The 14,451-nt window shown below is 57.2% G+C and carries 12 protein-coding genes; 7 read left to right on the top strand and 5 right to left on the bottom strand.

Annotated elements, in window-relative coordinates; all coding sequences use genetic code 11:
- Positions 1 to 245 precede the first annotated feature (245 nt).
- The 5 genes from AC2FH8_RS06145 to AC2FH8_RS06125 all read left to right on the top strand — a co-directional run bounded on the left by AC2FH8_RS06145 (position 246) and on the right by AC2FH8_RS06125 (position 5,459).
- Positions 246 to 1,592, top strand: coding sequence for a substrate-binding protein (locus tag AC2FH8_RS06145; RefSeq protein ID WP_142635750.1), 1,347 nt, complete (start codon positions 246 to 248; stop codon positions 1,590 to 1,592).
- Between the two features lie 96 nt (positions 1,593 to 1,688).
- A complete protein-coding gene (locus AC2FH8_RS06140; protein WP_142635752.1) occupies positions 1,689 to 2,720 on the top strand; it encodes a branched-chain amino acid ABC transporter permease in 1,032 nt (343 codons plus the stop codon).
- A 3-nt stretch (positions 2,721 to 2,723) separates the two neighbouring features.
- Positions 2,724 to 3,929, top strand: coding sequence for a branched-chain amino acid ABC transporter permease (locus AC2FH8_RS06135; RefSeq protein ID WP_142635754.1), 1,206 nt, complete (start codon positions 2,724 to 2,726; stop codon positions 3,927 to 3,929).
- A gap of 9 nt (positions 3,930 to 3,938) precedes the next feature.
- The gene (locus tag AC2FH8_RS06130) at positions 3,939 to 4,694 is read left to right on the top strand and encodes an ABC transporter ATP-binding protein (protein WP_142635756.1); all 756 of its coding nucleotides are present in this window, start codon (positions 3,939 to 3,941) and stop codon (positions 4,692 to 4,694) included.
- 9 nt (positions 4,695 to 4,703) lie between these two features.
- Positions 4,704 to 5,459 carry an ABC transporter ATP-binding protein gene (locus AC2FH8_RS06125; RefSeq protein WP_142635758.1) on the top strand — a complete coding sequence of 252 codons (756 nt, stop codon included), beginning with the start codon at positions 4,704 to 4,706 and terminating at the stop codon, positions 5,457 to 5,459.
- A gap of 324 nt (positions 5,460 to 5,783) precedes the next feature.
- Here AC2FH8_RS06125 and gph read toward each other — a convergent pair whose 3' ends face one another.
- Positions 5,784 to 6,449: a phosphoglycolate phosphatase gene (gene gph / locus AC2FH8_RS06120; RefSeq protein WP_496688840.1), complete on the bottom strand. Its 666-nt coding sequence runs from the start codon at positions 6,447 to 6,449 to the stop codon at positions 5,784 to 5,786.
- Between the two features lie 220 nt (positions 6,450 to 6,669).
- Between gph and hemP the strand changes: the two genes are divergently transcribed.
- Both hemP and AC2FH8_RS06110 read left to right on the top strand, forming a co-directional pair.
- Positions 6,670 to 6,837, top strand: a complete 168-nt coding sequence (gene hemP, locus AC2FH8_RS06115) for a hemin uptake protein HemP (protein ID WP_142635762.1) — start codon at positions 6,670 to 6,672, stop codon at positions 6,835 to 6,837.
- Positions 6,834 to 7,310, top strand: coding sequence for a hypothetical protein (locus AC2FH8_RS06110; RefSeq protein WP_142635764.1), 477 nt, complete (start codon positions 6,834 to 6,836; stop codon positions 7,308 to 7,310). The genes hemP and AC2FH8_RS06110 overlap by 4 nt, the downstream gene beginning before the upstream one ends.
- 52 nt (positions 7,311 to 7,362) lie before the next feature.
- Here the strand turns inward: AC2FH8_RS06110 and AC2FH8_RS06105 are convergent, their stop codons facing one another.
- From AC2FH8_RS06105 to AC2FH8_RS06090, 4 genes are all read right to left on the bottom strand, one after another.
- Positions 7,363 to 10,428, bottom strand: coding sequence for an aminotransferase class III-fold pyridoxal phosphate-dependent enzyme (locus AC2FH8_RS06105; RefSeq protein WP_496688839.1), 3,066 nt, complete (start codon positions 10,426 to 10,428; stop codon positions 7,363 to 7,365).
- A gap of 108 nt (positions 10,429 to 10,536) precedes the next feature.
- Positions 10,537 to 11,409, bottom strand: a complete 873-nt coding sequence (locus AC2FH8_RS06100) for an NAD(P)-dependent oxidoreductase (protein WP_281972465.1) — start codon at positions 11,407 to 11,409, stop codon at positions 10,537 to 10,539.
- Between the two features lie 97 nt (positions 11,410 to 11,506).
- Positions 11,507 to 11,896: a Cu(I)-responsive transcriptional regulator gene (gene cueR, locus AC2FH8_RS06095; protein WP_142635768.1), complete on the bottom strand. Its 390-nt coding sequence runs from the start codon at positions 11,894 to 11,896 to the stop codon at positions 11,507 to 11,509.
- The gene (locus tag AC2FH8_RS06090; protein WP_496688837.1) at positions 11,893 to 14,373 is read right to left on the bottom strand and encodes a heavy metal translocating P-type ATPase; all 2,481 of its coding nucleotides are present in this window, start codon (positions 14,371 to 14,373) and stop codon (positions 11,893 to 11,895) included. The genes cueR and AC2FH8_RS06090 overlap by 4 nt, the downstream gene beginning before the upstream one ends.
- Between the last annotated feature and the right edge of the window lie 78 nt (positions 14,374 to 14,451).

Genomic DNA, 14,451 nt, shown 5'->3' with positions numbered 1-14,451 from the left:
CATGGCGATCACCCGCATGTTTTCAAATAATACCTTTTAATTTCAATTCTTAAGAAGCATAAGATGTTTAAGAATTTACAAAAATCCGCACCTAGGTGTTCATTTGTTTACATAACATAGCTGCTTTTTGAATAGGTTATTGAGAAATTTTCAGAACCCCCGCCATACTCGCGGTGCGTAAACCTGCGCAATCGTTTGCTGGAAGAGGAGCCAACAGACGTAAAACAGGGAACTGGGAGGAATGAATGACTAATAAATCTGTCACACGCCGCGGCGTGCTGAAGTCTGGTGCTGTTGCCGGTACCGGTCTGGCCCTACCTACGATTTTTACCGCATCGTCGGCTGCTGCATATACTAACGAACCTTCTGGGTCGTCTGTCACATTGGGTTTCAATGTTCCGCAGACCGGGCCTTATGCAGAAGAGGGTAATGATGAACTGCTGGCACAGCAGCTTGCAGTCGAGCATCTGAACGGTGAGGGCGATGGCGGTTGCCTGAACACCTTTACGTCCAAGGCCCTGAAAGGGAACGGGATTCTTGGTAAAAAGGTCGGGTTCGTAACCGGCGACACCCAGACCAAATCGGACGCCGCACGCGCATCGGCCAAGTCGATGATCGAAAAAGACGGTGCGATCATGATCAACGGCGGCTCGTCCTCGGGCGTGGCTGTCGCAGTTCAGGGTCTGTGTCAGGAAGCGGGCGTGATCTTCATGGCTGGCCTGACCCATGCCAACGACACGACCGGTAAGGACAAGAAGGCGAACGGTTTCCGCCATTTCTTCAATGCTTACATGTCGGGCGCTGCTCTGGCGCCGGTTCTTGCTGCCGAAATGGGTAGTGAACGCCGGGCCTATCATCTGACCGCTGACTACAACTGGGGCTGGACTCAGGAAGAGTCGATTGTGGCCTCGACCGAAGCCTTGGGATGGGAAACGGTCAACACGGTCAAAACACCGCTCGCGTCGACGGACTTCTCGTCCTATATCGCGCCGGTTCTGAACTCGGGTGCGGATGTGCTGGTTCTGAACCACTATGGCGGTAACATGGTGAACTCGCTGACCAATGCGATTCAGTTCGGCCTGCTCGACAAGGTGGCCAACGGCAAAGACTTTAAGATTGTCGTGCCGCTGTATTCCGAATTGATGGCTGCCGGTGCTGGCGAGAACATCAAGGGCGTGCTGGGTTCGATGAACTGGAACTGGCAGTTGCAAGACGAAGGCACCAAGGCCTTTGTGAAATCCTTTGGTGAGAAATACGGCAAGCCGCCGTCCAATTCGGCTCAGACCTGCTATGCACAGGTTCTGCTCTATGCAGATGCGTGCGAACGAGCGGGTACCTTCAACCCCTGTGGTGTCGCCGAAGCGCTGGAAGATTTCGAGTTCGACGGTCTGGGCAACGGACCGACCTGGTATCGAGGCGCGGATCATCAGTGCTTTAAGGATGTGCTGGTGGTGCGGGGCAACGAGAACCCGACTAACGCCTATGACACGCTGGAGATCGTCGAGATCACCCCACGCGCGCAGGTCGAATACGATCCCGAGCACCCGATGTTTGCCGGTGGCGAATTGGGTAAATGCAATCCGGGCGCGTAACACAAGCGCGAGAATTTTCGACGAAAATTCTCTGACCTAGAAAACGGGCTCTCCCGCCTATGGGGGAGTCCACTGGACAGGCCAAAGGTGGGGACTATGGACGCCATTCTTCTGCAAATTCTGAACGGGTTGGACAAGGGGTCGGCTTATGCGCTGATCGCGCTTGGCCTGACGCTGATTTTCGGAACGCTTGGAGTTGTGAACTTTGCCCATGGGGCGCTGTTCATGATTGGTGCGTTCTGCGCCGTGTCTTTGCAAAAACTCTTTAACTTGAGCTACGTGACCCTTGATGAAAGTCAGAAAGATTTTCTGGGCAACCCGCTGAAGGTTGAAACCCCGTATATTGAGGCCTGGTTCGGTCCCGAGATTGGCGCGTCAATCATAGATTGGTCCGTTCCTCTGGCTGTCCTGTTCGCGATTCCGATCATGTTGTTTGTCGGCTACGTGATGGAGCGCGGGCTGATCAAACATTTTTACAAGCGCCCTCATGCGGATCAGATCCTTGTGACTTTTGGCCTGGCGATCGTGCTGCAGGAGATCATCAAATATTTCTTCGGTGCCAATCCGATCCAGACCCCGCCCCCCGATATGCTGAGTGGGTCTGTTGATCTTGGCATCATGGTTGGATTCGATCCCAACGCCATCATCTATCCGATCTGGCGGCTGGTCTATTTCGGGTTTGCCGTTGGCATTATCGGAGCGGTGTTCTCGTTCCTGCAATTCACAACCTTTGGCATGGTCGTGCGGGCTGGCATGGCAGATCGTGAAACGGTGGGCCTGCTGGGGATAAATATCGACAGGCGGTTTACCATCATGTTCGGGATTGCGGCCGCGGTCGCGGGTCTTGCCGGGGTGATGTACGGGCCGCTCAACCCCCCGAATTATCACATGGGCATGGACTTTCTGGTTCTCAGCTTTGTGGTTGTGGTTGTGGGGGGGATGGGCTCATTGCCGGGCGCGGTTCTGGCCGGGTTCCTGCTGGGCGTGCTCGAAAGCTTTGCGTCGACCACCTGGGCCACGACCACGATCCCCGGCATCAACCAGATCATCATCTACCTTGTCGCCATCATCGTGCTTTTGACCCGTCCACGCGGGTTGATGGGGCGCAAAGGCGTGATGGAGGAATAAGCCATGTTGGGACTGAACAAGAGAGATACCAGCCTGCTGATCATCGTCGCCATACTGACCCTGTTGGCGCCCTTTATCCTGAACCCGTTCCCTGAAGGCAGCGCCATGGCGCAGTTCAACGCGGGCTATCCCGATTTGATGCAGCGGTTCGTGATCTTTGGGATTTTTGCGATCGGCTTCAACATTCTGTTTGGATTGACCGGATACCTGTCCTTTGGCCATGCGGCCTTTCTTGGGGTGGGGTCGTATTCCGCAGTGTGGATGTTCAAACTGCTCAGCTATAACGTCGTTCCGGCCATCGCGCTCAGCGTTCTTGTCGCCGGGGTGTTTTCGCTGCTGATCGGGTTTGTCAGCCTGCGTCGGTCGGGCATCTATTTCTCGATCCTGACGCTGGCTTTTGCACAGATGAGCTTTGCACTGGCCTATTCGGTGCTTTCGAACCCAAAATTCAACCTGACAAATGGTGAGACCGGCTTGCAGGTCTATGCGGACGATCCGCAGATCCTGCAATCGGCCAGCGCGCCGAACCTACCGCATCTGTTCGGCATTCCCATGCGCGCGACCTATACGTTGGATGTAGGTGCCTGGAGCTTTGACTTTAACGCGGGCTATTACCTGTGTGCGGTGATCATGATGGCGGTGTTCTATCTCTCTATCCGCATCTTCCGCTCGCCCTTTGGCATGATGCTGCGGGCGGTGAAATCCAACCAGCAGCGGATGAATTATACCGGTCTAAATTCGAAACCCTACACGCTGGCAGCCTTTGTGATTTCAGGCATGTATGCCGGTCTGGCGGGGGGGCTGATGGCCGCAATGGACCCGCTGGCCGGGGCCGAACGGATGCAGTGGACTGCCTCGGGCGAGGTGGTACTGATGACAATTCTGGGCGGTACAGGGACCCTGATCGGGCCGGTACTGGGAGCAGGCTTTATCAAGTATTTCGAAAACATCTTCTCGAAGATCAACGACAATGTTCTGCACAGCTGGTTCGCTTTCCTGCCCGATGGGCTTGAGGACGCGGTTGTGTTCCTGATCCATCCGTTCATCGGCAAGGGTTGGCATCTGACGCTGGGTATCCTGTTCATGCTGGTGGTGATCTATCTGCCGGGTGGGCTGGTTGAAGGTGGTCAGCGGCTGATGGGCTGGTTCAAGCGTAAGAAACCGGGCGCCGATGATGCCCCGAAGGGCAAAACCGAGCCAGCGGAATAAGGGGGCACCATGGCAATTCTACGAGTCAAAGACGTCAGCAAACGCTTCGGTGGCCTCAAGGCGCTGTCGGATGTGAACCTCAACGTCGAAGAAAACTCGGTCCACGCGATCATCGGCCCGAACGGTGCGGGCAAGTCAACCTTGCTGAACTGTTTGGTGGGAAAGCTGATGCCGGATACCGGTTCTGTTTTGTTCGACAACAATTCTGTTCTGGGGTTGGAACCCTATCAGATCAACCAGATGGGTATCAGCCGTGTGTTCCAGACGCCCGAAATTTTCGGCGATTTGACTGTGATGGAGAACATGTTGATCCCGATCTTTGCGATGCGGGACGGCGCTTTTCGGATGCACGCCTATGAAACCATCTCCAGTGAAAAGGCGATTGTCGAGCAGGCCGAGGCGATGCTGTTAGAGATGAACATGGCTGACAAACGCGAGATGCACGCGGCATCGCTGTCACGTGGGGACAAGCGACGACTTGAGATCGGCATGTGCCTCAGCCAGAACCCGCGCCTGCTTTTGCTGGACGAACCCACCGCCGGGATGGCCCGGGCAGATACCAACAACACGATCGACCTGCTCAAACAGATCAAGGACGAGCGTGACATTACCATCGCCATCATTGAACATGACATGCATGTGGTGTTCAGCCTGGCCGAGCGCATCACCGTTCTGGCGCAGGGAACACCTCTGGTCGAAGATACGCCAGAAAACATCCGCGGGCATCCCAAGGTTCGCGAAGCTTATCTGGGTGAGGCCGCGTAAGGAAAAGCAATGAACGAGAAACCTGACTTTTCGAAAAACGCCAATATGGCCAGCACCGCCCCTGCGTTTTTGTCCGTATGGGACATGCATTCATACTATGGCGAAAGCTATATCGTGCAGGGCGTCAGCTTTAACGTGCACGAAGGTGAAATTCTGGCCCTGCTGGGCCGGAATGGTGCTGGCAAAACCTCGACGCTCAGATCCATCGCGCGGGTCAGTGACCCCGAGGTGCGTCATGGTGAAATCTGGCTGGATCACAAGCCGCTGCACAAAATGACCAGCTATGAGGCCGCCGCCGCAGGCCTTGGCCTTGTGCCCGAGGATCGCCGTATCATCCCCGGTCTGACGGTCGAAGAGAACCTGCAACTCGCCCAGATCGCTCCACCTGTCGGCTGGTCGCTGGAACGGCTTTATGAGCTGTTCCCAAGGCTGGGTGAGCGCCGCAAGCAAGAAGGAATTACCCTGTCTGGCGGAGAGCAGCAGATGCTGTCGATTGCGCGGGCTTTGGCACGGGACATCAAGGTGTTGCTTCTGGATGAACCCTATGAGGGGCTTGCCCCGGTGATTGTGGATGAGATCGAAAAGACTCTGCTTCACGTCAAACAGCAGGGTATGACCACGATCATTGTCGAGCAGAACGCGGTGCGCGCCCTGGAATTGGCGGACCGTGCGATCATTCTGGATACGGGCAGCATCGTGTTTGATGGAGCCGCCAGCGAGGTGTTAGAGAATCCACAGCTGCGCGAGGAATATCTGGCAATCTGAACATGCGGATTCAGCAATTTTTCTGAACCGTCGGGCGGGGTGTTCATCCCCGCCCTTTTTCGTTGTTCAATTTTCGATTGGCGGTGTCCTGGGGCCGGGTCACCAACGGAAAATGACAATATTCAACGAATTTCTAGAATTTACGGATAATTTATTATGTAATTTCAATACCCTATCTAGGGCTACGGGAAACCCCCTATATCTTTGATTGGAGCGATTCGTTAACTTCAAATCATCCAAGGAGTTTCCAAGGACCTACCACTTTTCCCCCTTGAGGGGCTGGCTACTTACCCCCTCGGCCGGCCCCTCACTAGTTGGGGGACATCAACCCAATTCCCCCAAAAGCTCACTTACAAGCGCAGGCACTTCGTACCAGTCGGCGAAGTTACGGGTATGATACAGTTCAGAAACCGGGCTTTTCCGATAACCTTCCGTGAATAGCAAAAAGGGAACCTGGGCCCGTTCAGCGGTTTCTGCATCGACCTCACTGTCACCCACGAACAGGCGCGGACCTATAGCGGCCACTGCGTTAAAACTTGCCTCAAGATGGGCTGGGTCTGGTTTGCGCGTGGCCAGGCTGTCACCACCCAGGGTGGCATCGAAATGATGGGTCAGGCCCATCGACTTCAGAACATGGTCAGCCGGTGCTTTGGGTTTGTTTGTACAAACACCCAGAACACATCCCATCTGGCGCAGCTGTTCAAGCGCTTCGGCCACGCCGGGGTAGACGACGGTTTTGTCGCTGGAGGCTGCGTTGTAGTGGGTCAGCGTCAGTTCCGATAGCTCGGCATGGCGATCCATAGGCAGGTCGCAATGAAACATCATGCGTTCTACCAATTTCGGGAGGCCATTGCCGACGAATTGTTTGATCGTGTCCTGGGGCAGGGGCGAGACACCAGTGTCCCGCAGCATTGCATTCGCAGCGGCGGTGATGTCCGGAAGGCTGTCGACCAGTGTTCCGTCCAAATCGAACATAATTGTAGCGCTCATTGAAATCCTTGCCTCTGAAGCTGCACCGCAAGTCCTAACTGGTGTGTTCAGGCAGTGCAATTCAACCCGGTTGCGAGAGTGAGATATTGAGGCTTGACATACCTGACTAAAATAATCAGATTATATTTCAAGCCGTCAGCAACCCCAGAATCGGGCCAGCCAGATACCTGAAAAGTAAACCGATAAGGCGCATTGCCCGAAACCTTCCGGAGTGATCCTGATGAATGTTCAGAACCCGAATCCCAGCCAGTCTTTTGCCGTATCAATGCTGCCTGCACATAAGGCTGAAGATCTGACCAAAGGGGGCAATCTGGCCCATATCGAGCTGGGCGATCAGCTGTACACCCTGCGCATCACGCGCGCGGGCAAACTGATCTTGACGAAATGAGCGCGCCTGCAGCCCGGGGTGGCGCGACCGTTGGCCGTCTGTCCGACCTAAGCCCTGTCGAGGCCGGTGCGGTCATGTATCTGCGCCTCTGGGGGGACGGAATGCAAACGCGTATGGATGCGGCGCAGGACTTTCAGATCGCCCTGGGTACGGATCAGGGCCGGGCAGCGATGTTGACGCTGGACCGGCTGTGCTCGCTTTGTGCCCATCACGGGCGGCGCCCGCTGATCCGGCATGGGTTGGGCTGTGTCTGCCTTGGCGCGGATGAAAACTGTTTCGCCCAGATGATTGCGGCGGCATCAGAAGGCGCGCGCGAAGACGCTATGATGATGGCGTCCCTGATCGTCCGTCCCGATTTTGCCCCCGCATTGGCCGCTTTGTCTGAGGAATTAGGGCTGGCTTTGCGACGCATGACGGTCTCGATCCCGATGCCAACCCCAAGACATCAGAACCCCACTGCCACGCTGCACTAAGCAGCAGGGCAGGTGCAGAACCCCGGCGAATGCGCGCCGGGGTTCCGTGCCTTCAGCAGCAGCCGCACCCTGCTTGGTGATGGTCATGATCGCATGAGGGTGGCGGGCTGTAATCACCAACTTCTGCCAGCACATCCCGTAATGCCCACAGGATCATGTCCACATCTTCCGCCTCGATCGTCAGCGGCGGGCGAATTTTCAGGATGCTGTCCTTTGGGCCTTCGCTGCCAATAAGAATCCGGTGGTCGCGCATCCGGTTTTTGACATATTGGCAGATCTCACGGCCTTCAGAGCCATCGGGGTTGATCAGTTCGACTCCAACGAACAGGCCCATGCCGCGCACATCACCGACAGATCCGAAATCGGTCTCGATCTGACGCAGGCCTGTCATCAACCTGTCGCCCATCAGGCGGGCATTGTCCTGCAAGCCTTCATCATCGACGATATCCAGAACTTCTTTGCCGATGCGGCAGGACAGGGTCGATCCGCCAAAGGTCGAAAAGAACTCGATCCCGTTATCAAAGCTGCGGGCGATCTCTTTGGTAGTAACCAGAACGCCCAATGGATGACCGTTGCCAATGGGTTTGCCCATGACCACGATATCCGGCAGCGCGCCTTGATGCTCAAAGCCGAAATAATATTCGCCCAGACGCCCCAGACCTGTCTGCACCTCGTCGGCGATGCAGACACCACCAGCGGCGCGGATTTTCTCATAAACCGCGGGCAGATAGCCTTTGGGTGGTATGATCTGCCCGCCAACTGAAGGGAAGGTCTCGGCAATGAAACCGGCAACGCCCTGACCTTTGTCCTGTAGGGCTGCAATCGCTGGGTCCACTAGATCTGCAAACTTCTGGGCGCGATCGGGGTCGTCGCGCCGGAAAGACCCTCGGTAGTCATCCGCGACCTCAACCAGTTCCACCCAATCCGCCTGACCAACTCCGCCCGGTTTGTTGAACTTATAGGCCGAAATTGCCACGGCGGCGGTGGTATTGCCGTGATACCCGTGATCGGGCGTCACGATCCCTTTGGCGCCGGTATGGGCGCGGGCCAGCCGCAGGGCGAGCTCATTGGCTTCGGTGCCGGAATTCACAAAGAAGCAGACCTCGAGGTGATCGGGCAGCTTGGACAGAACCTTATCGGCAAAAGCCGTCTGGGCCGGATGCAGATACCGGGTGTTGGAATTCATCCGCTTGAGCTGATCTGCTGCGACAGCCTGAATGCGCGGGTGGGCGTGGCCCACATGGGGTACATTGTTATACGCATCCAGATAAGGGCGACCCCATTCGTCAAACAGGTGATGCTTCCAACCGCGTACCAGCATGACTGGATCGTCATAGGTCAGGGACAGGTTGCCTCCGAAGTGGTCCTGCCGTCCCTGCAGGATCGCCTGTTTATCGGTCGGCCGATAGAACACCTTGTCATCGGGAAGGTTCAGCAGAGCCGCCGGATTCGGGCAGACGGCGTGCCACAGTTCAAGCTCGTCAGGGTCGCCAACACCCGGCCAGTTGGCCCGCATCCCGTTCGTAGTCAGGGCCAGCTGGAAATGTACATGTGGGGCCCAGCCCCCGTTCTGTGTGACATCCCCAAGCCGTGCAAACGCCGCTCCCTGTGCGACTGGATCGCCCGGGTTCAGCCTGTCGCAGACCTCGGGGTCCAAATGTCCGTAGAGTGTATAGAACGGATCGCCTTGGGGTGTTTCGTGATGCAGGATCACCACCCCGCCATAGTCAAGGTGACTGTCGCGATTCTCGACCGCCTCGACCCGGCCACTGATCGGGGCATTCAGGACAGTGCCGGCAGGCGCGAACACATCCACCGCCAGATGCACGGTGCGTCGGTCCGAAGCTTTCCATGGCCCTTTGCGGAACCCCGGCTCTGCGTAAATCAGGCGGGGTTCATTGTAATATCCCAACCAGAAGTCTGTGCCATATTCCTCGCCAACACGTGCCGCCTCGGCCAGGGGCATGTGGAAAGGATTTTGCGGCCACACCGAGTTTTCGACCGATAGCGAGCCAATGGGCACATCTTTTAGTCCCTGCCCAAACATCTCGGCGAATTGACCGCGATGCGCGGACAGATAGGCATGGATGCGTTCGGCCCCATCGGTGACCGGCAGACTACAGGCGACGCGCAGGCGCGCTGGCATCAATCCGCCGTTGACGCTTTGGTCCTCAAGAAACCGCCAGGCCGGCGCCTGACTGATAGTGACATAAGGATCATCCGGGTTTTCAAGGGCCATCAGGGTCGAGTTCACAACCGACACAGCCAGTCGCATCCGCAAGAGAGGCCAGATCAGTTCGACTTCGTCCGCGCGCAGGGGGTTTGCCGCCTGATAGCCGCGCACCAGTGCCGCCAATGCGCGATCGGGTTGCGGATGATCCAATACGATATAGGCCCCGGCAATCGCCAGATCGCAAACGCGTGGCGCGGCACACATATCGCCAAGGTCAATCAAGCCCGACACCCCCGGGCGCTGGCCAGGCTCTGCTTCGACCAGAACGTTATAATCATTGGCGTCATTATGAATCGCCTGACTGGGCAAGCCTGCCAGCTTGTCTGATATCGCATTGAATTCGGAACATATCTCGGCCAGCACTGCCTGCCGTGCGGGGCTACTAACGGTGTCCAGATGCTGTTCGATCCACCCTGCCTGCGTCAGATTCCATTTGAAATCGCCCCGGGCCAAACCCTCATGAGTGAACCGCTCTAATGCACGGTCTGTAGCACCCAGAACGCGACCCAGCTTTAGGATCAACTCTTCGGATTTGGGTGCCGATTTCGCATAGCATTGCCCAGGCAGGCATTCCAGCAACCAAACAAGGCGCGGTACCCCCTCGTGATCTTCGATCCGGGGCAGATAATCCCCCTGCAAATCGGGAAACACTGTAGGAAATGGCAGCCCCGGTGCTTCTGAGGCGATATGTTCCAAGGCTTTGACCTGGAGGTCCACAAGCTCTGCTTCGCATCCGGGGCGCATGACTTTCAGAACATAATCCTGTCCGTTGGTTGCCCGGACCAGAAAATTAAGATCGTATTCGCCGTCCAATCGGGTCAGCCGCGCGTCCAGCCCCCAGTTTTGCCGCAAAGCATTAGCCCAAAATGCGATGATGTCGTTCATTTGAAACCCTGTCCCAGTAAACCGGGGTCCTTTTCATCTGGCTAAAAATATCTTCGGGAGTGAATTGGCCCTGCGGGCCAAGAGGGGGCAGACAGCCCCCTTTTCCCGTTACCCCAATGCGCGCAACCGTTTAATAAGCGAGGAAGTATCCCACCGATTCCCGCCCATTTTCTGCACATCCTTATAGAACTGATCAACCAAAGCCGTCACCGGCAGGGATGCCCCTGTTTCATCTGCGGTATCCAAGCAAATTCCCAGATCCTTGCGCATCCAGTCCACCGCGAAACCGTGCTCGAAATGATCGTCCAACATGGTTTCATAGCGGTTCGCCATCTGCCAACTGCCTGCGGCCCCCTGACTGATCACTTCCACAACCGCCCGGCCATCCAGCCCGGCTTTTTCGGCAAAATGCAGCGCCTCGCTGAGGCCCTGAACCAGTCCGGCAATGGCGATCTGGTTGCACATCTTGGTCATCTGACCGGCGCCACTGTCCCCAATGCGGCGACAGATTTTGGAATAGACCTGCATAATGGGCTCGGCCGCGTCATAGGCAGCCTGATCCCCCCCGCACATGATCGACAGAACGCCGTTTTCAGCCCCGGCCTGACCGCCCGAAATCGGCGCGTCCACAAAGGCAATCCCTGCGGCTTTGCCCGCGCCATAAAGCTCTCGGGTTACCTTTGCCGAGACGGTCGTATGGTCGACGAAAACCGCGCCGCTTGACATTGCGCCGAAGGCACCATCGTCGCCGGTGCAGACCATGCGCAGATCATCGTCATTGCCCACACAAGCCATGACAAACTCGGCTCGCTCAGCCGCCTCGCGCGGGGTAGCGGCCATTGAGCCGCCATATTGGGCGACCCAAGCCTCGGCCTTAGCGGTTGTTCGGTTGAAAACCGTGACCTCATGACCTGCAGCCTGCAGGTGGCCGGCCATTGGATATCCCATGACACCCAAACCAAGGAACGCAACTTTTGCCATTTGGTGAACCTCTCTGCTGTCCGGGTCCGGTCAGACGCCGCAAGCCGGATTGTTTGGCAGAGACAAAGCAAAGCTGAAGACAAAGGGCAACCCCGTGTCAGGGTTGTCCGCCCAAATCCTTCAGGATCGGACAATCAGGCCTGTCGTCGCCGGCGCAGGCGTCAATTAAATGACCCAACGTATCGCGCATCGCATTAAGGTCGGCGATCTTCGCTTCGATCTGGACCATATGCGCGCGGGCAACCTTCTTCACATCTGCACTTGCGCGGGTTTCATCCTCATACAAGGCCATCAGGGTCCGGCAATCTTCGATCGTAAATCCCAATGCGCGGGCCCGGCCCAAAAAGTTCAGTTTGTGCACATCCTGACTGCGGAACCGGCGATAGCCATTATCATCGCGCAGCGGTTTGATCAGTCCGATATCTTCGTAATAGCGGATGGTCTTGGCCGGGAGACCGGTTTGGTTGGAAACGTCGCCGATATTCATGACGTCACCATTTGTGGAGCCGCCGTATGTGATCCCTCGGGCAGGCTGGCGCGAACCCTGCGAAGTCGCAACGCGTTGGTGACGACAAAGACGCTGGACAAAGCCATGGCTCCAGCCGCCAGAACCGGGGAAAGAAGCGGGCCGCCAAAAGGATACAGAATCCCGGCGGCGACAGGTATCAGCAAAACATTATATCCAAACGCCCAGCCCAGATTCTGTTGGATATTGCTCATGGTCCGGCGACTGATTTCGACTGCATTGGCAACCGCGCGCAGATCGCCCGACATCAGTACCACATCCGCCGTTTCAATCGCCACATCTGTACCCGTGCCGATAGCGATGCCGACATCCGCCGCAGCCAATGCCGGGGCGTCGTTAATCCCGTCACCGACAAAGGCCAGCTCTCCGAACTGGTCGCGCAGGGCGTTGATTGTAGCGAGCTTTCCGTCCGGCAGGACCTCGGCTGTGACATGATCGATGCCCAGCTTGTCTGCCAAAGCCTGCGCAGTCAGGGCGTTGTCCCCGGTGACCATCGCCAGCGTTAGGCCCATAGTGTGCAGCCGGTGCAAAGCTTCGATCGTGCCCGGTTTGACCGGATCCGAGACCGTAAGAAGTGCCGCAGCCTGACCGTTGATCGCGACGAATACGGGGGTTGCCCCTTCGGCGGCATGCTGGTCGGCCTGTTGGCTCAGCGCGGATAGATCAATGCCGTTCTGCGCCATTAATCTGGGTGAGCCGATCAGCAGATCGTGCCCATCGACAGACGCGCGGGCGCCCAGCCCAGTCAACGATTCAAAGCCGGCGATAGGGGGCAGGTCCGCCGGTCCGGCCCGCGTGATGGCCGTGGCAATCGGATGCTCGGATCGCGCCTCGACCGCAGCGGCCAGCCGTAAAACGGTATCGCGGTCAAACCCATTTATGGTCGTGACATTCGCCAGTTCAGGGCGCCCCAGTGTCAGAGTCCCGGTCTTGTCCAAAGCGATGATCTTGGCCTGTTGCAACTGCTGCAAAGCATCGCCTTTGCGGAACAGCACGCCCAGTTCAGCCGCGCGCCCCGTGCCCACCATGATCGACGTCGGAGTCGCCAGCCCCATGGCGCAGGGGCAGGCAATGATCAAAACCGAAACCCCTGCGACCAGCGCCATCGGCAAGGCAGGCGCAGGGCCAAAGATCAGCCAGATCGCAATGGTCAGTAGGGCAACGCCAATCACAACGGGAACAAACCACGCCGTGATCCGGTCGACTAGCCCCTGTATCGGCAACTTGGCACCCTGAGCTTGCTGAACCATCTGGATGACCTGCGCCAGCACCGTTTCGGACCCAACACGCGTGGCGCGCACGCGCAGCGCGCCCGTGCCGTTGACCGTGCCCCCTATCACCTGATCTTCGGCCGATTTCCCTATAGGAACGGGTTCGCCGGTAATCATGCTTTCATCCACGTATGAGGTGCCGTCCAACACTTGAGCATCCACTGGGACGCGCTCTCCGGGTCGGATCTGCAGCACATCGCCAACCAGGATTTCGGATATGGGCCGATCGACCGTGCCCCCGTCCTGTTCTAGCCGGGCTGTTTTCGGTTGAAGCCCGACCAGTTTGCGAATAGCGGCCCCGGTCCGGCCTTTTGCCCGCGCCTCCATCGCGCGACCCAGCAGGATAAGGACCACGATGACCGAGGCGGCCTCGTAATACACATTTGCACTGCCTTGCGGCAGAACCTGAGGCGCAAAGGTGGCCAGGACGGAATACAGATAGGCGGCACCGGTTCCCATCGCGACCAGCGCATTCATATCAGGTGTCCCGCGCAGCAAGGCCGGGATACCCTTGGCATAGAACACCCTTCCGGGGCCGATCAGGAGAACCGATGTCAGCACAAACTGGATGAGATGGCTGGTCTGAATCCCGATTGTCGCCTGAACCCAGTGATGAAAGGCTGGGATCATGTGCCCGCCCATCTCGAGTATAAACACGGGCAAAGCCAGCGCCGCAGCGATCAGGGTGGTACGAATCAGCGCAGAGGCTTCACCCGGTTTCTCATCTTTGCTTTCGGCCATTCTGGAAGGATGCGCCGGATAGCCCGCTTTGGTGCTTAGCTGCGCCAGCTTCACAGGATCAGTTGCCCCGTCGGCAAAACGAATGGTCGCGGTTTCAGTGGCCAGGTTGACCCGAGCACTTATGACGGCCGGATCTGCGCAGAGTGCTCGTTCAATCCTTGCGACGCAAGAAGCACAATTCATACCGTCAATTTGCAGAACGGCTTCTGCCACTGACACCGGATAACCAGCTTTGTCCAGCGCGCCGGTCAGGTCGCTGATCGGCCCGTCATAAGTGACCTGTGCGGTCTCGGTTGGGAAGTTGACCGAAGCCTCGGTAACCCCGGGAACATTGCGCAACGCAGATTCCACGCGGCCTACGCAGGATGCGCAGTTCATTCCGGTGACCTTCAGTCTGATAGTATGTGGAGTGGCCAATCGACTCATCCTGTCCTGTTTCCAACCCTAGATGGGGGTTCCAGTCACAGGAAGGTCAAGGGCAGAGATCATGATTTAGGCACAATC

The organism is Ruegeria sp. CDSC025 (genome assembly GCF_059610805.1).
The sequence above is the reverse complement of the archived record's forward strand: the minus strand, read 5'-3'. Positions and strand labels throughout refer to the sequence as shown.